Below are 19,399 nucleotides of genomic sequence, written 5' to 3'. Positions count from 1 at the left end.
AATTTGGAGCGACACACGAGGTTCGAACTCGTGACCTCAACCTTGGCAAGGTTGCGCTCTACCAGCTGAGCTAGTGTCGCCTCACTTAGAATGCTACATTCTGTTTCCTCACTTGCGTCAGGAAACGAGGGCGCATTATAAGCGAAAATCGCCGCGCTGCAACCCCCGACAAATAAATTTGGTTTAAGTGGTCAAATTTTAAAAACTTCGCTTCGATAATAGGCCAACTCGGCAATGGATTCACGGATGTCATCCAAAGCCAGGTGGGTTCCCTGCTTAGTAAAGCCCTTCAACAATTCCGGCTTCCAGCGACGCGTCAGCTCCTTCACCGTGCTGACATCCAGGTAGCGATAATGGAAGTACTGCTCCAGCAATGGCATATAACGGTACAGGAAGCGGCGATCCTGACCCACGCTGTTGCCGCAGATGGGGGACACGCCCGCCGGTACCCATTGTTGCAGAAACTCAATGGTTTGACGCTCCGCCTCCGCGACGGCAATGGCACTCTCCTGCACCCGCTTGGTCAGGCCGCTGTTGCCGTGGGTGTCGGTACACCACTGATCCATCTTCGCCAACTCAGAGTCTGGCTGGTGAATGGCAATCACCGGGCCCTCCGCCAGCACATTCAATTGAGCATCCGTCACTATGGTGGCAATCTCAATGATGCAGTGCTGCTCCGGATCCAGTCCGGTCATCTCAAGGTCGATCCAGATCAGATTACTCGGGTCCGATGACATAGGCTATTTACCTCAATTCCAGTATTTTTGATGCTATTAGTAGTATGATACCCGTTTTACTTCACCCTCGGCCAACTTAGTGACATCACGACTCTGGCGTGAGCAAGGTTAAAAATACGCGTGAGCAAAGGCAAAAAGAAACTGACAAAAGGGCAGATTCGCCGGGTTAGGGCGAATCAGCAAAAGCGACTGAAGCGACAGGAACCGGAATGGGACAGCGACCAGCTGGGTGCCCAGATGATCGGCCGGGTCATCAGTCGCTACGGCCAGCATGCCGATATCGAGGCCGAAGACGGCACGGTTCACCGCTGTAACCTGCGCCGTACCATCACCAGTCTGGTGACCGGTGATGAGGTAGAGTGGCGCCAGGGCAAAGAGCACCTGCAGGGAATCAGTGGTGTGGTTGAAGCGGTTCACCCCCGCCGCACCGCCCTGACCCGGCCGGATTACTACGACGGCGTCAAAGTGGTGGCAGCCAACATCGATCAGATCTACATCGTCTCTTCGGTGCGTCCGGATCTGTCCAGCCAGATCATCGATCGCTACCTGGTTGCCGCCGAGGACACCGGCATCCCGCCGGTACTGGTGCTCAATAAGATCGATCTCCTGGATGACGCCGGTCGACAAGAGGTGGATCAAGTACTGGCCCCGTACCGGGCGATCGGCTACCCGATCTTCCTGCTCTCCAGCCACACCGGTGAAGGCGTAGACGCATTCCGGGAACAGCTGAAAGACACCGTCAGCATCTTTGTCGGCCAATCCGGGGTAGGAAAATCTTCCCTAATCAATGCCCTGATGCCGGACACCGATCTGGATGTGGGTGAAATCTCAGAGGTCAGCGGCCTGGGCCAGCACACCACCACCACCGCCAAACTGATCCACTTCCCCGGCGGTGGCGATCTCATCGACTCACCGGGTGTACGGGAGTTTGCCCTCTGGCACCTGGACACCGAGCGGGTTACCTGGGGCTTTAAAGAGTTTCGAGAATGGATGGGCAGCTGTCGCTTTCGAGACTGTAAGCACCAAAATGATCCTGGCTGCGCCTTGCAACAAGCCGTAGAACAAGGAAAAATCAGTCAACAACGATTCAGTAATTACCACAGAATCATTGAGACCATGGCCACCGATCGCCCCACGCGTCAAAGCAGCGATCCCCTGGACAGAAAATAACAAAGGAACTACCGTGTCTCTGGACAAATTGAAAGTGAACCTCCAGTACATCCTGCCAAAGCACGCCGTATCAAGGCTGGTGGGCAGCTTTGCCGCCTCCGAGGCCGGCCCGCTGACTCAGGCATTCATTAAATGGTTCATCAAGCGCTACAACATCAATATGGATGAAGCGCTTCATAGTGACCCGAAAGCATTCAAGACGTTTAACGACTTCTTTACCCGGGAGCTGAAACCCGGCCTGCGGCCGATTGCCGAGGGTGATAAAGTCGTTGTCCAACCCGTAGACGGTGCCGTCAGCCAGGCTGGCCCCATTGAGGGTGGCCGCCTGTTCCAGGCCAAAGGGCACGATTACAGCCTGCATACCCTGCTGGCCGGCACCAGCGAGGACGAAGCCAAGTTCCACGATGGCCAGTTCACCACCGTATACCTGTCACCCACCGATTATCACCGCATCCATATGCCAATGACCGGCACCCTGCGGAAGATGATCTACATTCCCGGCGATCTGTTTTCGGTCAACCCACTGACCACCGCCCACGTTCCCGGCCTGTTTGCCCGCAACGAACGGGTGGTCACCATATTCGATACCGACCACGGCCCCATGGCCATGGTATTGGTGGGTGCAACCATCGTCGCCAGCATTGAAACCGTCTGGGCCGGCACCGTCACGCCCCCCACCGGCCCCCAGGTGTTCAGCTGGGACTATCCGGCAGAGGGCGACAACGCCATCGTGCTCAACAAGGGCGATGAACTCGGACGCTTTAAACTGGGCAGCACCATCATCGCCCTGTTTGGCAAAGAGATGCTGGAGCAGTTCGACGACAACTTCGAGCCCGGAGCCAGCACCCGACTGGGGCAGCCCATGGCCACCCTGCGTTAATGACGCCCCTGCTGCAACTGCACCTGGCGGTGCTGCTGTTTGGCGGCACCGCCCTGTTTTCCAACCTGTTACCGCTTCCCGCCACCGACATCACCGCATTTCGAACTGCCATCGCCTCCGTGGTGCTGAGCCTGTTCGTCGCCCGTCGACGTGGACACCTCAAACTGCGACAGTGGCAGGACTACGGCATCGTCCTTGGCCTGGGGATCATCGTCGGCCTGCATTGGGTCACCTATTTTGCCGCCATGCAGCTGTCCAACGTGGCCATTGGCATGATCGCCTTTTTCACCTACCCGGTGATGACGGTCATTGCCGAGCCGTTGTTCAATCGCCAATCGATTCACCGTCGCGACCTGCTCAGCGGCCTGGTGGTGCTGGCCGGGATTGCGCTGCTGATCCCCGCCCCGTCTCTGGACAACGACATCACCACCGGCGTGCTGTTGGGCACAATATCGGCGGCGCTGTTTACCGCCCGCAACTTGTTGCAGAAACGCTATTTCAGTGGCTATGACGGGCCCACTACCATGGCCTATCAGACCGGGGTAGCAGCCGTGATGCTGCTGCCCTTTGTCAGTCACCAGCCTCTGTCACTGCCTGGCGGCGATCTGGGCCTGCTGCTGTTGCTCGCCGTCGTGTTCACCGCCTTGCCCCACGCCCTGATGTCTCAATCTCTGCGCCATCTGAGCGCCAAGACCGTGGGACTGGTGGGCTGCCTGCAACCTCTGTACGGCGTCTCCCTGGCGGCAGTATTGCTGGCCCAGTGGCCAAATTGGCAGACCCTGGTCGGCGGCACGCTGGTGGTCTGCACCGCGCTAGTGGAAACCCACCTGCAAAGCACGGCAAAGAATCAAAAATAGGCGCAAAATCAGTATTCACACCCACCGTTGTCGGCTACCATTGGGGCAGCCCTTACAGCCCTGCAAACTCCCTTAAATCGATCATGTGGCGCATACTCAGTTTCTGTTTCACCCTACTGGTTATCTCATCGGTAACCGCGGCTCCGTTTTCCCTGGAAAAAAAACTGGCCCCGGCCAGTGACAGCTCCCAACCCCTGACCCCGGTCCAGTGGCAACAGGCCACCGCCGTGGAGATTCAGCGTGCCCATGGCTTCCAGCGTCAACTGGACGATTTTGCGGTGCTGCAGCAACAGATCCTGTCGCAGCTGCAGTCCCCGGCCCAGCCACAGGTCGACCCGACTCAGCCGCTGTCTCAGCAGCTGTCGCTGGCCCACAACCTGTTGCAGGAGTTCAAAAGCAGTTTCGATGCCCTGGGCGACAAGGTGGACCAGCTGCGCCACCGCCTCGATGCGGTCAAACAGGAACTGCAGCAAGCGGAAGCACAACAACAACTGGCCAGTGACACCCCCAATGTGATGCCCGAACGGCTGGAGTATCTGCAACAGTGGCAGCAAAGTCTCAATCTGGAGCAGCAGAGTCGACCACTGGAGCTGAAACTGACCCAACTGCGCCAGCAGCTGGTTCGGGCCCAGTTGCTGGCGCAGGAGCGTTTGATTGAAGCCCTGAATCAGCAGGCCAACCAACAGCGGCGTCAACAGAGTGAGCGAGCCCTCAGCGACAGTTCCCAGACGGTGAGTAGCGGTAACCCGGCACTGCAGCAGCTCAACGAAACCAACGCCAGCGTCGCCCGCCAGCTGGCCTCGGTCAACACCACCACCGAGACCCTGGTGCAGCAACAGCAGCAGGTGGAGCAGCATTACCAGAAGCAGAGGCAGCGCCTGAAGGAGATCAAGGAGCAGTTTGAGTGGATGACCCGGGATGCCACCTTTGGCGCCAGCCTGCTCAAACGCCTGCGACAGCTGGAACGTCAGCAGCAACTGCCGGTGCTGGATCAAGACATCAGCCGCTCACGGGTGCAAAAATTCGATATCGAGCAGCGCCAGGCGGACATGGAATACCAGCTGCGACAGTACCCCGCCGATGAGCGGGCACCGCTGTGGCAGCAACAGCTTACCCTGCTTAACCAGCTGCAATCGGCGCTTGAGCAGCAGGTGATTGAGCTGTCCCGGCTGAATCAACTGCGTCACGAAGCGGAGCAACTGGAAGACAAACTGGTGCAGCTGATCAGCGAGCGCATGTTCTGGCTGCCCAATGCCCAATCCATCGATGCCAGCTGGTTTTCCCAGGTCATCGGCAGCATTCACTGGCTGCTGACCACCGATCGTTGGCAGGAGCTGTCCCGGGCCATCGACGACAACAGCGACTGGTGGTCCATCTGGCTGGTTGCCATGGTGCTGACCCTGGTACTGCAAGATCTGCTGCGCGGCCCCTATGCCCAGTTACGTCAGCATCAGGCCCGCTACGTAGGTAACGTAACCCACGACCGCTTCAGCGCCTCCTTTAAATCGCTGATGGCGGCCATGGCCTACAGCCTGATCATTCCGGCCCCGCTGATCGCCGCCGCCTGGAAGCTGCAGCAACAGGTGCATCTCCCCTTCACCCACGCCATCGGTGCCGGATTGCTGGCCGGCGTGCTGCTGCTGTACCTGTTCTGGCTGTTCCACCAGTTGAGTCGGGAAGACGGCCTGTTTATCGCCCACTTCCGCCGTCACCCGCCCCTGGTTCAGCGCAACATCGCCTTCTTTAAACAGCTGCTGTTTACCTCGGCACCACTGCTGATGCTGGTGCGCTTCTGCCAGGAGAGCGAAGTACCGCTGCTGAGCAACAGTCTCGGCCGGGCCGCATTCCTGCTGTTCTGCGCCGTACTGGCGTACGCCTATTGGAAGCTGATTAAGATCGTGGACGAATACCACATCTACCACACCAAAACCCGCCCCAATCAACACCTGTTGGAGCGTCTGGTATGGCTGACCCTGATTCTGGTGCCGCTGGTGGCCCTGGTTCTGACTGTGCAAGGCTACTACTTCACCGCCTTTTCGGTACTGACCCAGGTGCAGCTGACGGTGCTGCTGGCCATCGGCTTTATGCTGGCCCACCTGATGATCAAGCGCTGGATGTTGATTCAGCGCCGCCGACTGGCCTTTGAACGCGCCAAAGCCAAACGGGCCGAAGTGCTGGCCCTGAGGGAAAAAGAGCGCAATGAACCCGGCAATGAGCCGCTGGAACCTCTGGACGATCCGCAGATCGATCTGGACACCATCTCCACCCAATCCCTCGGGCTGGTGCGCTCGCTGATGATTCTGGCCTTTATCCTGACCCTGCTGGGGGTCTGGAGCCAGACTCACCCGGCGGTGTTTACCTCACTCGACGGCATTGTGCTGTGGACCAGCAATGAGGTGATCGGCGGCATCGAACAGGCGGTGCCCATCACCCTGAGGTCGATACTGGCCGGCGGCCTGATACTGGGCTTCACCCTGATGACCGCCCGCAACCTGCCCGGCATGCTGGAACTGGTGATCCTGCAGCGGCTGGAGCTGTCTCCCGGCACCGGGTTTGCCATCACCACCATCAGTCGCTATATGGTGTTGCTGATCGGCACCATCTCCGCCTTCTCCACCCTGGGGCTGGCGTGGAGCAAGCTGCAGTGGCTGGTGGCGGCGTTGTCGGTGGGTCTGGGCTTCGGCCTGCAGGAGATCTTCGCCAACTTCATCTCCGGTCTGATCATCCTGTTTGAAAAGCCGATTCGCATTGGCGATACCGTCACCATTCGCGATCTGACCGGCAACGTTTCCAAGATTCAGACCCGGGCCACCACCATCGTCGACTGGGACTGCAAAGAGATCATTGTTCCCAACAAGGCGTTCATTACCGAACAGCTGATCAACTGGTCCCTGTCCGATGCCATTACCCGGGTCACCATCAAGGTGGGCGTCTCGCGCGACAGCGATCCGGCCCTGGTGGAAGCCCTGCTGCACCAGGCCGTTAAAGAGACCCCCCATGCCCTGACACAACCGGAACCGGAGATCTATTTCGCCGGCTTTGGCTCCCACACTCAGGACTACGAGATTCGAGTCTATACCGATGAGATGGGCAAACGCTGGCCGCTGCGCCATCGACTGCATCAGTTGATCATCAAGAAGTTCCGTGAATCCAAGGTGGATATGGCTTACCCTCAGATGGAGATTCAACTGAAAAGTAAGGCCGAAATGGTCGACAGCAGTGGCAACCTGATTCGATAACTTCGTCTGCAAGGACCGATTATGCTCATCATTGCACACCGTGGCGCCAGTGGACTGGCACCGGAAAATACCCTGGCGGCGATGGAGAAGGCCCTCGAGCTGGGTGCCAGTGCCATCGAACTCGATGTCCACCGGGTGGAAGACCAGTTGGTGGTGATTCATGATCGCTGGTTGCAGCGCCACACCGATGGCCATGGACTGGTGCACCACTCCACCCTGGCGGCGCTTGCCAACCTGGATGCCGGTCAGGGACAGCGGGTTCCGACGTTGTGGCAAGTGCTGGAGTGCATCGATGGCCGTTGCGATCTCAATATTGAACTCAAAGGCCGCAACACCAATCAACCCCTGATTGAACTGCTGTCCCAGGCTCAGTTGCAGCTGGGGTATCAACCACAGCAGTTTCTGATCTCCTCCTTCAACCACCCCAAGTTGATGCGTCTGAAGCAGCTGCAACCGGATCTGAAGATCGGTGCCCTGACCGCCAGTTGCCCCCTGGACTATGCCCGCTTTGCCGAGGAGTTGGGCGCCTATTCGGTGCACATCGACGTCAATTTCGCCGAGCCCGAGTTCATTGCCGATGCCAAACGCCGGGGCCTGAAGGTGTTTGTCTATACCGTCGACGAACCGGAAGATATGCTGGAACTGCAGCGACAGGGGGTAGACGGGGTGTTCTCCAACCTGCCGGACCAGGCCCGGGCCACCCTGGGCTCACACACCATCGCACCGGGACACGTCTGGTCCTGACCGAACCGAGGAGTCCGCTACTATGCCGTCATTGGCACTGCTCACCAATCAGAACGATCGTTACCATCAACTGTTAGTGAATGCTCACCTCCCGGGAGTGACCTTTACCAACAAGGTGGAACACGCCGACATCTGGTTAGCGGATCCCGAGCTGGCCGCTCGGCAACTGGCCCACTCACCGCCACCCGCCTGGCTGGCCAGCACCTATGCCGGCGTTAACGCCCTGCTGACTCCGGGCTTGCCCCGGAATTACAGCCTCACTCACATCCGCCGCCTGTTCGGCCCGCTGATGAGTGAATACGTGTTTGGCCACCTGCTCAGCCACCTACGGCACCTGCCTCAGCTGGCCCGGCAACAACGGCACCAGCAATGGCAGCCCCATCCCTACACCAGCCTGGCGGGCACCACCCTGGTCACCCTGGGCACCGGCGACATCGCCCGGCACATCGCCACCGTCGCCCGCGCCTTTGGCATGACGGTGCTGGGGGTCAGCCGCAGCGGCGAAGCCAGGACAGAGTTTGATGCCGTCTGCCGGTTTGAGGAGGCCAGCGCCACCCTGAGCCGGGCTCAGGTTTTGGTGAGCGTACTGCCCGACACCGCCGAGACCCGGGGTCTTATCGATGCATCAGTGCTGCAACAGCTGCCGCCAGCCTGCCTGCTGTTCAATGTCGGACGTGGCAGTGCCATTGACGAACAAGCGCTGCTGCAGGCGCTCAATGCTGGCCACATCGCGCATGCTTTTCTGGACGTGTTCAAACAGGAACCCTTGCCGGCCGGGCACCCGTTCTGGCACCACCCGGCCGTCACCGTGACGCCCCATGTCGCTGCCGTCAGCCAACCGGAGCAGGTCTGCGATCAGGTCATCGACAACTATCATCGCTTTATCGACGGTCGGCCGCTGCAACACCAATTCCAGTGGCAACGGGGTTACTGATCCCGCAACGCCAGCCGACCGCTGATGGTGGTGGTGTGATTCAGAGACGGTAGCGTCAACGTCATCGACACCTCAATGCTCTCCGATGTGAGGCCTGCCTCCACCGCGGCCAGCACCTGCTGCTCCAGTTGTTGATGGGACTTGATGCCCACCTCCTTCAAAAAACGCCTAATAGATTGATTTAAAACCTCTTTATCCACGGCCATTCGTCAGTTCCTTTCACTTTCATAGATAGACATCACATATTTTTATAACTACAAAACCTAACAAATGCCAAATTTACATCCAAAACGAATTGGACATGAGAATTATTAGCATTTACAATTTTGGCAAAGTCGTTAATGAGGTTATCTGCACCATGTACGTTTGCATCTGCCACGCCGTTACAGAAAAACAGGTTCGCCAAGCGGTATCGGATGGTGCTGTGGACGTTAAGACGCTGAAGCAAAAGCTCGGTGTGGGCAGTGAATGCGGCCGCTGCATTCAGGCCACTCTGGAGGTGATTCAGTCGCAGATGGACAAGGAGCCCTGCTACTACGAAGTCGCCTGATTCCGCAGGCTCCGTAACGCCCTTCCCCCCTAGTCTGCCTGTTTTGACAGCTCAGTCGGCTCTTCTATGCTTATTTATCTTCCCCACTAGAAGAGCACAAACATGAAAGCTGACCCGAAAGTCATCACCCACCTGAACAAGATTCTGTTTAACGAGCTCATCGCCATCAACCAATACTTCCTTCACGCGCGGATGTACAAAGACTGGGGTCTGAAAAAAATTGCCAAGAAGGAGTACGACGAGTCCATCGACGAAATGAAGCACGCCGACAAGTTGATCGAGCGGATTCTGTTCCTGGAGGGGCTACCCAACCTGCAAAGTCTGGGCAAGCTGCGCATCGGTGAGAACACCAAAGAGATGTTGGAGTGCGACCTGGCCCTGGAGATGGACGCCATCCAGGATCTGCGGGAAGCGATAACCTACTGTAAATCGGTACGCGACTACGTCAGTGGCGAGCTACTGGATGATATCCTCGAGGAGGAAGAGGAACACGTGGACTGGCTGGAGACCCAACTGGAGCTGATCGACAAGATGGGCATCCAGAACTATCTGCAGTCCCAGACCATCGACGACTAGGGATCTCTGCTAAAAAAAGAGCGGCCCAGGGCCGCTCTTTCTGCCTCAGCCGCCATGACGAACCTGGGTCAGCTGTTCGCCCCTGGCCAGGGTGAGGCGCACCAAGGCACACACCGCTGCCAGGACACAGACGATGGTGGCGCCCGAGGGGAGATCCCAGGTGGCTGAAACCCATAATCCAACCAGATAGCCGCTTAGACCGGTGCCATAACCCAGTACCAGTGCCCTGCTGCCCTTAAGGCGATTAACCGCCAGTGCCGGCAGGATCAAGCTGGAAAACACCAGATAGACCCCAACCAGCTGCACCGAAAAAGTGATCATCAAGGCGAACAGCGGGTAAAAGGCACGGCCACTGAGCAACCCCGGCCGCCACAGCAACAATCCAAGCACCAATGCGGTACACAGCCCAGGCAAGGTTAGCGCTGGCCAGTCAGTCCACAAAATCTGACCGGAGAGCAGCTGTTTGAGCAACTCTCCGCCATGGGGATCCTTGGCCAGCACCAGCATGGCCGCCACCGCCGACAACACGTAAAGGCAACCGATCATCGCCTCCAGCTCCGCCTTGGCATGCTTCTCCAGCAGGGCTATCACCCCGGCCCCGGCCAAGGCAAACAACAAGGGCATCCACAAACCGGAACCGGGGAGGTGGGCCAAATCATGATGAGTGGAAGCGAACACCGCCCCCAGAGCGGCGATCTGAGCAATGGCCAAATCGATAAAGATGATCCCCCGAGCCAACACCTGCCGCCCCATGACCACATGGCTGGCCAGCACCAGGGTGCCGGCCGCCAACGCCGGCAGCAAAATGCTGAACATGGTGAGATCAAACATCGCTCTTCTCCATCGCCGTCAGCAGCAAGGTGATATTGGTGTCATAAAGCTGGAACAGATCATCGACGCCATCCACACCTGGACCGAAGGGTAACTGCACCACCGGCAGGTTGGCGCGCTTACCCAGCCAATGGGCACCGCGATCATCCTGGTAACCGGTATAGATCACGGCCATGACAGGGGTGGACTCGGTTAGCTTCAGCAGCTGCGCAAGGTGCCCGGTAGTGGGTGGCAGCCCGGGTTTTGGCTCCAGATCGCCAACCTGCTCCATTCCCAGCCAGTCAAACAGGTACTGGAAACTGGAGTGATAGGCGATCACCTTTTTGCCTTTCAGCGGTGCCGCCCGGCGCTCCCACTCCCCGATCGCCAGCTGCCAGCGTTGGCTGAACGCCTCCAAGCGCTGCTGATACAGTGCCTGACTGTCAGGATCCAGCTGCACCAGCTTGTCGGTCACCGCCTCGGCGATGGCCTGCATTCGGGGTGGCGAAAAATGGAAATGCGGGTTACCACCGGCATGGACATCGCCCATGCTGCGGTCAACCTTCTCCAGCTTGCCCAACGGCTCTACCACCGATGCGGTGTAGAACATGCCCGGCTGGCCATCGCGGATATCCGGGTTGTTGGCCTTCATCTGCAGCATCGGCAGCCAGCCAACCTCCAGCTCGGCACCGGCGCAGATCACCAGATCCGCCCGGCGCATCTTGGCAATCAGGCTGGGCCTGGCCTGCACATGGTGGGGATCCTGCATCGCCGAGGTGGCGCTGAAGACTGACGCCTGAGGCGCCAGTTCGCGGGCCAGAGCAGCGTACTCAGGCTCACAGGTAAAGATGTTCATGGCCCACGCCTGGGGCGCTGCAAGCAGCGCCGCCATGGCAGGCATCCACAGTTTAGAACTGATGCGCACCGTGAGCTCCTAATGCCATGACAAATTGCAGGGTCAGGATGTGATCATCGGCAGATTCATAGAGATCATCGCTCTGATGAGTGTACTGAAAACGAACCGTGGAGAAGTGGCTATGATGCCAGGCCACCATGGCTTCGGTTTCCTTCACTTTGCCATCCTCGAAGTGGAGATGGTGCTGACCGTCAAGCTCCTCTTCGTGGGCCATGGCAGCGCTGACTTCACCATAACGCAGGCCGGCAGACCACTTGGGGCTAAACTGGTACACAGCGGACAGGTACCAGCCATCGTAGTTACCCGGAATGTTCTCCTCGCCACCGGCCTGTTCAAACGGCTTGTCCATATACAGGTATTCGCCGGACAGGGTCAGGAAGTTGTTCTTGTAGTTGCCGTTGGGGGCCCACTTGTACACCGCATCCACGACGTACAGGTCACGGCCGGTGAGGCTGGCGCTGTGGGAATGGCCGTGTTCGTCATCGGCCTCCTCCTCATGCTCCTCCTCTTCGTGCTCCTCCAGGTGGCCCTGGCCGTTTTCGTTGCGCAACCAGGACAGACCCAACTGCCAGCTGTGATCGGTACCCCAGTCACCACCGAACTTGGAGTACAGGTGGTACACGCCGACGGATTTCGGATCTTCCAGGCCTTCGGCCTGCAGGTTATCGCCACTGAAGCCTTCCAGACCCAGGGTCCAGTACACGTCGGTGGGGGCCACCCAGTTCAGGCGCAGACCATCGTCAAAGTAGTGACCGCCCAGAAACGCCCGGTACACCGCCGGACGCTCCACAAACGAATCGGTGTGCAGGTGCTGGTTGTTGAGGTAGCCCAGATCGGCAGTAAAACGTCCTGCCCTCATGGATAAGCCCGCCGGCAACGCCAGGGTCTGAATAAACGCCTCTTCCAGCTCCACCTCGGTGTCGCTGCCTTCAGTGGCCAGCACCACGGTGGCCTTACCGTAGAACTGATCGTCGATGGCGCCGCTGAGCGCCAGCTCGGTCTCACCCAGGCCAAAGCCGTCTTCACGGGCACCCAGGGCACGGGCGCCATCCTGATAGTAGCCATCCAGAATCACACTGATCGCCGGAGAGTCGGCCGCTACGGCCACGGAGTGTGCGCAGGCTACAACCAAGCCTGCCATTACAGCATTCAATTTCATGATTTTTCCTAAGTTGCACTAAGCCTCGCCCGCGTGGGGCGATAAAAACTGTTTGGGACTAATGGCGAGGTGGAACTCAGGCGAGAGGGGGGGCGCGAATAGGACTGCTGCGACGAGGTGCCAGGGCCGGAGCATCAACATCCGCCCCTTCGACCCAGTCGATACCGGAAACAACCGGCAATACCGGCAGCGATGGCGTCAGGGACTTGCCGTGTTGATCACCGTGGAAACACCAGGCGCAGTTCACCAGGTCCTGATGGTGATCGAAATGCTGGACAGCATGAGCCGGGCCAACCAGTGACAGCACCAGTACCCAAAGCATCATCAGTTTTGTCAGAGTCGTCCTGTAACTCATGCTATCCACGAAAAATCGAATTCACCATCAATGGTAAAAGGAATCCTGTCCGGCAGCAAGACACATTCCGTTAACTCAGGCAGACAAAAAACGTAAACAACTGTTACCCATTATCCGCCGGAGGCTTACGCCTTAAAGACAGGAAAAGCGATCACCTGATCGATGTGATCGGCCTGCAGCGCCAGCATCACCAGGCGATCGATCCCCATCGCCACACCGGCGCAATCGGGAAAGCCGGCCCGCAGCGCCTCGATCAGGTGCATGTCAATAGGGCGAAGCGGCAATCCATGCCGGCTGCGGTAAGCGTTGTCCTGCTCAAACCGGGCCAGTTGCTCATCACCGTCACTGAGCTCATGGAAACCATTGGCCAGCTCAATCCCCTTGAAGTACACCTCAAACCGCTCCGCCACCCGCGAGTCCTGCTGACTGATGCGGGCCAGAGCCGCCTGGGAGGCCGGGAAATCGTACACAAAGCACGGCTGCTTCTGGCCGATGGCCGGCTCGACCACCACAGAAAACAGCAGTTGCAGCAAGGTGTCGACATCCTGTTCCTGCTCGGCGAGATCCCCCAGCCCATGCTGATGACAGCTGTGACGCAGCGCCGCCAAATCCCGCAGCAGCGGATCAACCCCCACCTCAGTCAAAAATGCCTGTTGATAGGTGATGCGGTCTGCACTGGCCGTACCCAGCACCAGCGTCAGCAACTCCGCCATCTCGTCCATCAGGCGGTGGTGATCAAAGCCGGGCCGGTACCACTCCAGCATGGTGAACTCCGGATTGTGAAACCGGCCGGCCTCCTCGTTACGAAAACTCTTGCCCAACTGAAAGATGGGACCGCTGCCCGCCGCCAGCAGGCGCTTCATATGAAACTCCGGCGACGTTACCAGGTACAGATCCACGCCCTGGGCCATGCCAGGTCCGACAAACCGGGTACTGAAGCTGTGCAGGTGCACATCGGTCACGGCCCCCTGGGACAGCGCCGGCGTCTCCACCTCCAGAACGCCCCGGGACTCGAAAAAGCCACGAATGGTCGCCAGCAGGGCACTGCGTCGTTTCAGCATGGCGATTTCCGCACTGGGTTGCCAGCTCATCGTACCATCCCCTCTTTACCATCACAGCGACAGCCGGAACCCACCGGCAGCTCCCCCCAGATCACGCAACGACTGCCGTCGGCCACCTCGCACTCTGCGCCGGTAGCCTGACGCTGCCCCAGGGTATTACTGACTTTCGGGGCTTGCTGCTCGATGGCGCTCTGCCTGGCCATGCGGGCCTGGTGCCGCTCTGCCTGCTCCGGCGTCATCGGCGCCTGGCAACCGGCCAGCAGCAACAACACTAACAATGGGGCTCTCATCTCACTCTCCGCAACAAAAAAAGCGGGCCTGGGCCCGCTTCTGGTCTGGTTGGCACCGCGGTCTTACTTGGTGCGAACGCGCTCGACGTATTCGCCGGTACGGGTATCCACTTTCACCACTTCGCCAATCTGAATGAACAGAGGCACGCGCACGACGGCGCCGGTGGCCAGGGTGGCAGGCTTGCCGCCGGTGCCCTGGGTGTCGCCCTTGAGACCCGGATCGGTCTCGGTCACTTCCAGGCTAACAAAGTTAGGCGGAGTCACCACAATCGGGTTATCGTCCCACACGGTAATGGTGCACACATCCTGCTCAACCAGCCACTTTTCCGCATCGGCTACCGCTTTCGCGTCCGCCGCAACCTGCTCAAAAGTGTCGTTGTTCATGAAGTGCCAGAACTCGCCATCGTTGTACAGGTAGGCCAGTTCATGATCCATTACGTCGGCGGCGGTCACGGATTCACCGGACTTGAAGGTTTTCTCCAGGACTTTGCCAGACAGTAATTTGCGAATTTTCACTCGGTTAAAGGCTTGGCCCTTACCCGGTTTTACAAACTCGTTCTCAATGATGTTGCACGGCTCGCCATCCAGCATTATCTTAAGGCCGGAGCGAAATTCGTTCGTTGAGTAAGAAGCCATTATTTTCTCTTCCAACAGGTCGTTTTGACGTCTAACGGTAAATGATAACCCGAAATCCCCTAAATTTGCACGATTGCTGGCAACAGGAGTTGGCACAAGCGTACACAGATCCCAAACTTCTGCTTCAGGCACTGGATCTCAACCCCGCTGATTTTGAGCAACACATCGCTGCCCGGCGCCTGTTTCCCATGCGGGTACCGCGCCCGTTTGTGGCCGCCATGGAAGCGGGAAACCCCAGGGATCCACTGCTGTTGCAGGTGCTGCCCCAGGCCGAAGAGTTCGCCACGGTGCCCGGATTCAGCCCCGACCCGCTGCAGGAGCAACAGGCGGCGGTTCCCGGCATCCTGCATAAATACCGCAGCCGGGCACTGCTGATGCTCAAGGGCGGGTGCGCGGTGAACTGCCGCTACTGTTTCCGACGCCATTTTCCCTACCAGGACAACCAACTCGGTGGCCAGGCACTGGAGCAGGCCCTGGACTATCTGCAGCAGGATCCCAACCTCAATGAGGTGATTCTGTCCGGCGGTGACCCGTTGATGGCCAAAGACAACCACCTGAGCCGCCTGATCCGGCGTCTGGAAGCCAACCCCAACTTGGTCCGGCTGCGGATCCACAGCCGGCTGCCGGTGGTGATCCCCGCCCGGCTGACTCCCCAGCTAACTGAACTGCTGGCCAACACGCGACTGAAGGTGGTGCTGGTGCTGCACATCAACCACGCCAATGAGATCAGTGAAGGGTTAACCGAGCGGCTTAAACGCCTGCAACAGGCCGGAGTCACCCTGCTCAACCAATCGGTCCTGCTGAAGGGGGTCAACGACACGGTGAGCACCCAGGTGGCCCTGAGCGAATCCCTGTTTGCCGCCGGCATCCTGCCCTATTACCTGCACCTGTTGGATAAGGTGGACGGCGCCGCCCATTATGACCTGGCGGAACAGCGTGCCCGGCAACTGATGGCCGGGATGCTGGATGCCCTGCCCGGCTTTCTGGTACCCCGGCTGGTGCGTGAGGTGGGCGGCAAAACCAGTAAAACCCCCATCGATCTTCACCTGAACTGATCGCGGCGGCGGGGCAACGGATCCCCGCTGCGACCATTTTCTAGTACAATCGCGGCAACACACCTTGGAGGACACCGCATGTCTCTGCTTTGGGTCACCGATATCTGGGGCCAACACTCTACTTTGACAGCCCGCATTGAGCGGCTCACCGACGTTGCCGGCGACTGTCAGCTTCTGGATCCCTACGCCGGCCAGCCATTTGCCTTTGCCGATGAACAGCAGGCCTACGACTATTTCCTGTGCCGTTGCAGCAAGCCGGGCTACGTCGACAAGCTGGAAGCCTGGTTGGAATGCCACCCAGAGCCGGTAACGCTGCTGGGTTTCAGCGCCGGCGCCAACGCCATTGCGCAACTGCTTCGGCGCCGGTCCTTTCCTCAAGTGCAGCGGGTGCTGATGATCTACGGCAACGAGCTGCCGCTGGAGCCGCTGCCGGTGACCACCCACCTGCTGCTGTGTCGGGACGATGCCGGCGTCAGTGACGCCACACTGGATTGGCCCGCTTCGGTACAGATCTGCGACGCGGGACACGGCTTTATGAACCCACGCAGCCCCAACTACGACGCCCAGGCCGCCGATACCGGCTGGCGCTGGATCCAGAGTCTGATCGCCGGTTAATCGACAGCCACGCAGGCACGTTGCCAGCAGTCGGTGACCGTCAGCCCCTGCTGTTGCAACAGGGCCGGAATACTCTGTTCCCCCACCAGATGACCGGCTCCGACCACCACAAACAAACGATCGTCCTGGCGTAACCAGTCGACCAGGGTCTGGGTCATGCCCTGATTGCGGTTGATCATCAACGCCTGCCAGGCCTCCGGCTCCTGCGCCATGTCGTCGTAGGTCAACCGCGCCAGGGTAGCCTGATCGCCGCTGCGCCACGCCTGAATCAGCTCATCGACCTCCATGGGCTCCATCGCCCCCTCCAGCATGGCATGCTGGGTGTCGGCCGACAGGCCGTCAAACACCCGCAGTTGCAACGCCATCCCCTCCAGCTCCCACAAGCTTTTGCTGCCGAGGCGACTGGAAAAATAGTGCTCCACTCCCTGATCCGAGTGGAAGCCGGAACTGGCCATCTCCGCCATCAGCAGCTGCGAACTGAGGATCCAGGGCGCCAGTGAGGGATCGCACTGCATCGCCCGACTCTGACAATACCGGCTCAACTTGCCGGCCAGCGGTGCCGGCAACGGCTGCTTGGCAAACAGATAGGGCTGCAGCTTTCGGGGCAATTGGGGATCATTGGTATCGGCCTCCAGTGCCAGCACCGAAGACTCGGCAAAGGCCTGCTCAATCACCTCGGCGAACGGGTAGAAATCCGGCTGCCCCACGTGCACCGACCCCAATAACCACGCCTGCCCCTGTTCTCCGCTAACCAGAAAAAAAGGCGGTTTGTCCGTTGGCGCCGCCACCGCGCCTGCCGCCACACAGACTGCCCATACCGCTCCCAGCAACCGCTTCATCGCTTCTCCCATGACTCTCAACGTTAACAACGGCCCCCTTGGGTGCCAATGACTCCACTATCGCACTATCGGCCTGCCGGGCACCAGTCCGGAGCGGCCCAAAACGGTTTCATTTGCTGTGATTTCACTGGATAATTAGCCCCAGACACCCTTTTGTATTTCCACAGTTCACAGAGGCCCCGATGCCGTACACCAATGTCATTGCCCAGTTTAAAGCCAGCTTTCAGCAAGCCTATCGCCAAGTGGTGGATGCCGACGCTTACCTGGACAAACTGCAACAGGATGGTCACGGAAAGTTTAAGCGCATCTTCACCGCCGATCAGGGTTTTAAAACCGACGCCACCCGGTTTATGCCCTACCTGGAGGAGGTCGTCGGCGAGTTCGACGCCTTTGAAGCGGCCCCGTCCGCCGAGCAACTCCCCCCTCTGGTGAAGAAGCTGGAACTGCTGCTCAACACCCTGGCCCAGTTCAAGCAGAGCCTGAAAGACTAAACGGAAAAGCCACCCTCAGCGGGTGGCTTTTTTTCAGGATCTCGCGCTCGTCAGGTCGCAACACTCGCCTTGCAGGCCACAAAGTCCAAGTAAAACAGAGAGTCAGAGTTATACAAGACGGGCCCAACAATCGATGACGAACACAAAAAAGCCGGAGCAAGGCTCCGGCGGTTACTCGTCTGCCGATTACCGGCTGGCCAGTTTCTCCGGCAGATCCCTGTCTACCCAGCGCTCGATCATTCGCAACTCATAGTGGAGCGCCTCGCTCTGATAACGCATTTTGGATGCGGTATTCTCAAAGTTCAGCTCTCGAATCTCCACACTGTCTGAGGCGATCGCCTTACCATCGGCGCCTTTAAGGGTCCACTGGAAGTTAATGCCCGGCGGGTAGATGCTCTTTACGACGCGAATATCGTTGGCGGCAGCCCCGAAAGAGGGACGCACATCACCGGCCAGATCCAGATCCGTCACCACAATAGTCAGGGTTTCTCCCTCGGCCAGGGTCGGCTGCAGCCGTTTCTGAAACTCCTTTCCCAGGGTGGCGAAAACATGATTTTCATACCGATCCTGACGCCCCGAACTGGCTCGAACGTCACGGTAATCATCAGGGCTCTGCCACACCACGGTCACGGGACCATCCTGAGTTGGCCACTGCTGATCATCGCCACCGGCGGCGCTTACCATAGGGCTCATGACCAGCACCATCAGCCAAGCAAACACTCTCATATCGATCCCCTTTTCGGACTCAAACTGCGTTATTCACAATGTTTAGAGTCAATTGAACAAAAAAAATTCAATTCACTACGGCAAATATTTGCGAAACCGCACACTCGGTTAAGGGGCAGTTCAGAAATCCGCAGACGCCCCTCCCCTGGATCCTCCACCCGGTTTTCTCTGTCTCCAGCGGCAACGACTTTTTAGACTGGGACGCAGCGGAGGTTCCTCCTTAGAATCGATGCCCGTCAAGAAACGCCATCGATACTGAGTCCTACAGCGAACAGGGGCACGGAGCCGACTACTGGTCCCGCGTCAGAAACGAGTTCAGCGATCAGCCCTCACAGCCATCCCAGATCATGACCAGCCATGACAGTGACGGCCTGTGGAAGCGACTGACCAACTACCACAACGGTACCCACAAAACCGAATGCGGGGATTCCGAGCAGACCCTCAGCGAAGCGCAGTGCCAGGGCGACCACTAAGACAACTGCCCCCCCATGCCCGGCCTACGGGCATGGGGGTGACTCAAGGCGGGGTAGACACCTCGGCCCGCAAGCACAGGTTGGCAGAGGCGGGCCCCTACCGGAAACCCGTGATCAGAGTGATCTTATTTTTATTATGATGAGTTAATTCGCTTTATTACAGCACCAATAAATAATATTAATTGCCCTGCGAAATCCGGATATGCAAAAGCGGCAAACTGGTTATGCAATTCCCGACAAATCAAATGTAAATCGCGATTTATGCAAAATGTGAGATGACTCGATT

Annotated in this window: 23 protein-coding genes and 1 tRNA gene; 12 read left to right on the top strand and 12 right to left on the bottom strand. The window is 58.6% G+C overall.

Annotated elements, in window-relative coordinates; all coding sequences use genetic code 11:
* Positions 1–4: 4 nt before the first annotated feature.
* Together BLT77_RS02310 and orn are read right to left on the bottom strand one after the other, a co-directional pair.
* Positions 5–80: transfer RNA gene (locus tag BLT77_RS02310), tRNA-Gly, on the bottom strand.
* A gap of 111 nt (positions 81–191) precedes the next feature.
* A complete protein-coding gene (gene orn / locus BLT77_RS02305; protein ID WP_090361282.1) occupies positions 192–737 on the bottom strand; it encodes an oligoribonuclease in 546 nt (181 codons plus the stop codon).
* A 120-nt stretch (positions 738–857) separates the two neighbouring features.
* Between orn and rsgA the strand changes: the two genes are divergently transcribed.
* From rsgA to BLT77_RS02275, 6 genes are all read left to right on the top strand, one after another.
* Entirely contained in the window at positions 858–1,907 is a 1,050-nt protein-coding gene (gene rsgA, locus BLT77_RS02300; protein WP_090361279.1) for a small ribosomal subunit biogenesis GTPase RsgA, read from the top strand.
* Between the two features lie 19 nt (positions 1,908–1,926).
* Entirely contained in the window at positions 1,927–2,787 is an 861-nt protein-coding gene (asd, locus tag BLT77_RS02295) for an archaetidylserine decarboxylase (RefSeq protein ID WP_090361379.1), read from the top strand.
* Positions 2,787–3,644 carry a DMT family transporter gene (locus BLT77_RS02290; RefSeq protein ID WP_090361276.1) on the top strand — a complete coding sequence of 286 codons (858 nt, stop codon included), beginning with the start codon at positions 2,787–2,789 and terminating at the stop codon, positions 3,642–3,644. Before asd ends, BLT77_RS02290 begins: the two co-directional genes overlap by 1 nt.
* Before the next feature lie 83 nt (positions 3,645–3,727).
* Positions 3,728–6,883, top strand: a complete 3,156-nt coding sequence (locus BLT77_RS02285) for a mechanosensitive ion channel domain-containing protein (RefSeq protein WP_090361273.1) — start codon at positions 3,728–3,730, stop codon at positions 6,881–6,883.
* Between the two features lie 21 nt (positions 6,884–6,904).
* On the top strand, positions 6,905–7,627 hold the full coding sequence (locus BLT77_RS02280) for a glycerophosphodiester phosphodiesterase (RefSeq protein WP_090361271.1): 723 nt from the start codon (positions 6,905–6,907) through the stop codon (positions 7,625–7,627).
* A gap of 22 nt (positions 7,628–7,649) precedes the next feature.
* Entirely contained in the window at positions 7,650–8,561 is a 912-nt protein-coding gene (locus BLT77_RS02275) for a D-2-hydroxyacid dehydrogenase (RefSeq protein ID WP_090361269.1), read from the top strand.
* On the opposite strand, the gene BLT77_RS20160 is transcribed toward BLT77_RS02275, so the two are convergent.
* Entirely contained in the window at positions 8,555–8,767 is a 213-nt protein-coding gene (locus BLT77_RS20160) for a DUF6494 family protein (protein WP_090361266.1), read from the bottom strand. The genes BLT77_RS02275 and BLT77_RS20160 overlap by 7 nt on opposite strands.
* A 95-nt stretch (positions 8,768–8,862) precedes the next feature.
* On the opposite strand from BLT77_RS20160, the gene BLT77_RS02265 reads away from it, so the two are divergent.
* Together BLT77_RS02265 and bfr are read left to right on the top strand one after the other, a co-directional pair.
* Positions 8,863–9,111, top strand: a complete 249-nt coding sequence (locus tag BLT77_RS02265; protein ID WP_245709839.1) for a (2Fe-2S)-binding protein — start codon at positions 8,863–8,865, stop codon at positions 9,109–9,111.
* Between the two features lie 102 nt (positions 9,112–9,213).
* Entirely contained in the window at positions 9,214–9,687 is a 474-nt protein-coding gene (bfr, locus tag BLT77_RS02260; protein ID WP_090361263.1) for a bacterioferritin, read from the top strand.
* A 45-nt stretch (positions 9,688–9,732) separates the two neighbouring features.
* Here the strand turns inward: bfr and BLT77_RS02255 are convergent, their stop codons facing one another.
* From BLT77_RS02255 to efp, 7 genes are all read right to left on the bottom strand, one after another.
* Positions 9,733–10,518: a metal ABC transporter permease gene (locus BLT77_RS02255; protein ID WP_090361260.1), complete on the bottom strand. Its 786-nt coding sequence runs from the start codon at positions 10,516–10,518 to the stop codon at positions 9,733–9,735.
* Positions 10,511–11,422, bottom strand: a complete 912-nt coding sequence (locus BLT77_RS02250) for a metal ABC transporter solute-binding protein, Zn/Mn family (protein WP_425431709.1) — start codon at positions 11,420–11,422, stop codon at positions 10,511–10,513. Before BLT77_RS02250 ends, BLT77_RS02255 begins: the two co-directional genes overlap by 8 nt.
* On the bottom strand, positions 11,406–12,572 hold the full coding sequence (locus BLT77_RS02245) for a TonB-dependent receptor (RefSeq protein WP_090361257.1): 1,167 nt from the start codon (positions 12,570–12,572) through the stop codon (positions 11,406–11,408). Before BLT77_RS02245 ends, BLT77_RS02250 begins: the two co-directional genes overlap by 17 nt.
* A gap of 76 nt (positions 12,573–12,648) precedes the next feature.
* Complete coding sequence (locus tag BLT77_RS02240; protein ID WP_143026538.1) at positions 12,649–12,927, bottom strand: hypothetical protein; 279 nt, start codon at positions 12,925–12,927, stop codon at positions 12,649–12,651.
* 125 nt (positions 12,928–13,052) lie between these two features.
* Positions 13,053–14,018, bottom strand: a complete 966-nt coding sequence (gene epmA, locus BLT77_RS02235) for an elongation factor P--(R)-beta-lysine ligase (protein ID WP_090361250.1) — start codon at positions 14,016–14,018, stop codon at positions 13,053–13,055.
* Positions 14,015–14,278 (bottom strand): hypothetical protein, encoded by a 264-nt coding sequence (locus tag BLT77_RS02230; RefSeq protein WP_143026537.1) that lies wholly within the window; start codon positions 14,276–14,278, stop codon positions 14,015–14,017. Before BLT77_RS02230 ends, epmA begins: the two co-directional genes overlap by 4 nt.
* Positions 14,279–14,341: 63 nt before the next feature.
* A complete protein-coding gene (gene efp / locus BLT77_RS02225; protein ID WP_028111608.1) occupies positions 14,342–14,914 on the bottom strand; it encodes an elongation factor P in 573 nt (190 codons plus the stop codon).
* 41 nt (positions 14,915–14,955) lie between these two features.
* Here efp and epmB point away from each other — a divergent pair, with 41 nt between their 5' ends.
* Positions 14,956–15,969, top strand: a complete 1,014-nt coding sequence (gene epmB, locus BLT77_RS02220) for an EF-P beta-lysylation protein EpmB (protein ID WP_090361244.1) — start codon at positions 14,956–14,958, stop codon at positions 15,967–15,969.
* Between the two features lie 78 nt (positions 15,970–16,047).
* A complete protein-coding gene (locus BLT77_RS02215) occupies positions 16,048–16,584 on the top strand; it encodes a PEP-CTERM sorting domain-containing protein (protein ID WP_090361241.1) in 537 nt (178 codons plus the stop codon).
* Here the strand turns inward: BLT77_RS02215 and BLT77_RS02210 are convergent.
* Positions 16,581–17,423, bottom strand: a complete 843-nt coding sequence (locus BLT77_RS02210; RefSeq protein WP_176819166.1) for a TraB/GumN family protein — start codon at positions 17,421–17,423, stop codon at positions 16,581–16,583. The genes BLT77_RS02215 and BLT77_RS02210 overlap by 4 nt on opposite strands.
* Positions 17,424–17,605: 182 nt before the next feature.
* Between BLT77_RS02210 and BLT77_RS02205 the strand changes: the two genes are divergently transcribed.
* Entirely contained in the window at positions 17,606–17,914 is a 309-nt protein-coding gene (locus BLT77_RS02205) for a prephenate dehydrogenase (RefSeq protein ID WP_090361234.1), read from the top strand.
* Between the two features lie 186 nt (positions 17,915–18,100).
* Here the strand turns inward: BLT77_RS02205 and BLT77_RS02200 are convergent, their stop codons facing one another.
* The gene (locus BLT77_RS02200; RefSeq protein WP_090361232.1) at positions 18,101–18,640 is read right to left on the bottom strand and encodes a DUF3016 domain-containing protein; all 540 of its coding nucleotides are present in this window, start codon (positions 18,638–18,640) and stop codon (positions 18,101–18,103) included.
* Between the two features lie 347 nt (positions 18,641–18,987).
* Here BLT77_RS02200 and BLT77_RS20570 point away from each other — a divergent pair, with 347 nt between their 5' ends.
* Positions 18,988–19,113 (top strand): hypothetical protein, encoded by a 126-nt coding sequence (locus BLT77_RS20570; RefSeq protein WP_281241949.1) that lies wholly within the window; start codon positions 18,988–18,990, stop codon positions 19,111–19,113.
* The last annotated feature ends 286 nt before the right edge of the window (positions 19,114–19,399 follow it).

The sequence above is a fragment of the Ferrimonas sediminum genome, from assembly GCF_900100175.1.
Classification (GTDB): Bacteria; Pseudomonadota; Gammaproteobacteria; order Enterobacterales; family Shewanellaceae; genus Ferrimonas; species Ferrimonas sediminum.
Note: the sequence above shows the minus strand (reverse complement) of the source record. Positions and strands in the feature narration are given on the sequence as shown.

Excerpts from the sequence above, each read along its gene's own strand:
- BLT77_RS02205 (WP_090361234.1), top strand. The coding sequence starts at position 17,606 with ATGCCGTACACCAATGTCATTGCCCAGTTTAAAGCCAGCTTTCAGCAA.
- BLT77_RS02200 (WP_090361232.1), bottom strand. The coding sequence starts at position 18,640 with ATGAGAGTGTTTGCTTGGCTGATGGTGCTGGTCATGAGCCCTATGGTA.
- BLT77_RS02240 (WP_143026538.1), bottom strand. The coding sequence starts at position 12,927 with ATGAGTTACAGGACGACTCTGACAAAACTGATGATGCTTTGGGTACTG.
- BLT77_RS02265 (WP_245709839.1), top strand. The coding sequence starts at position 8,863 with ATGAGAATTATTAGCATTTACAATTTTGGCAAAGTCGTTAATGAGGTT.
- bfr (WP_090361263.1), top strand. The coding sequence starts at position 9,214 with ATGAAAGCTGACCCGAAAGTCATCACCCACCTGAACAAGATTCTGTTT.
- epmB (WP_090361244.1), top strand. The coding sequence starts at position 14,956 with ATGATAACCCGAAATCCCCTAAATTTGCACGATTGCTGGCAACAGGAG.
- BLT77_RS02245 (WP_090361257.1), bottom strand. The coding sequence starts at position 12,572 with ATGAAATTGAATGCTGTAATGGCAGGCTTGGTTGTAGCCTGCGCACAC.
- BLT77_RS02285 (WP_090361273.1), top strand. The coding sequence starts at position 3,728 with ATGTGGCGCATACTCAGTTTCTGTTTCACCCTACTGGTTATCTCATCG.
- efp (WP_028111608.1), bottom strand. The coding sequence starts at position 14,914 with ATGGCTTCTTACTCAACGAACGAATTTCGCTCCGGCCTTAAGATAATG.
- BLT77_RS02280 (WP_090361271.1), top strand. The coding sequence starts at position 6,905 with ATGCTCATCATTGCACACCGTGGCGCCAGTGGACTGGCACCGGAAAAT.
- BLT77_RS20570 (WP_281241949.1), top strand. The coding sequence starts at position 18,988 with ATGACCAGCCATGACAGTGACGGCCTGTGGAAGCGACTGACCAACTAC.
- BLT77_RS02230 (WP_143026537.1), bottom strand. The coding sequence starts at position 14,278 with ATGAGAGCCCCATTGTTAGTGTTGTTGCTGCTGGCCGGTTGCCAGGCG.
- BLT77_RS02210 (WP_176819166.1), bottom strand. The coding sequence starts at position 17,423 with ATGAAGCGGTTGCTGGGAGCGGTATGGGCAGTCTGTGTGGCGGCAGGC.
- BLT77_RS02215 (WP_090361241.1), top strand. The coding sequence starts at position 16,048 with ATGTCTCTGCTTTGGGTCACCGATATCTGGGGCCAACACTCTACTTTG.
- BLT77_RS02275 (WP_090361269.1), top strand. The coding sequence starts at position 7,650 with ATGCCGTCATTGGCACTGCTCACCAATCAGAACGATCGTTACCATCAA.
- BLT77_RS20160 (WP_090361266.1), bottom strand. The coding sequence starts at position 8,767 with ATGGCCGTGGATAAAGAGGTTTTAAATCAATCTATTAGGCGTTTTTTG.
- BLT77_RS02255 (WP_090361260.1), bottom strand. The coding sequence starts at position 10,518 with ATGTTTGATCTCACCATGTTCAGCATTTTGCTGCCGGCGTTGGCGGCC.
- BLT77_RS02290 (WP_090361276.1), top strand. The coding sequence starts at position 2,787 with ATGACGCCCCTGCTGCAACTGCACCTGGCGGTGCTGCTGTTTGGCGGC.
- epmA (WP_090361250.1), bottom strand. The coding sequence starts at position 14,018 with ATGAGCTGGCAACCCAGTGCGGAAATCGCCATGCTGAAACGACGCAGT.
- orn (WP_090361282.1), bottom strand. The coding sequence starts at position 737 with ATGTCATCGGACCCGAGTAATCTGATCTGGATCGACCTTGAGATGACC.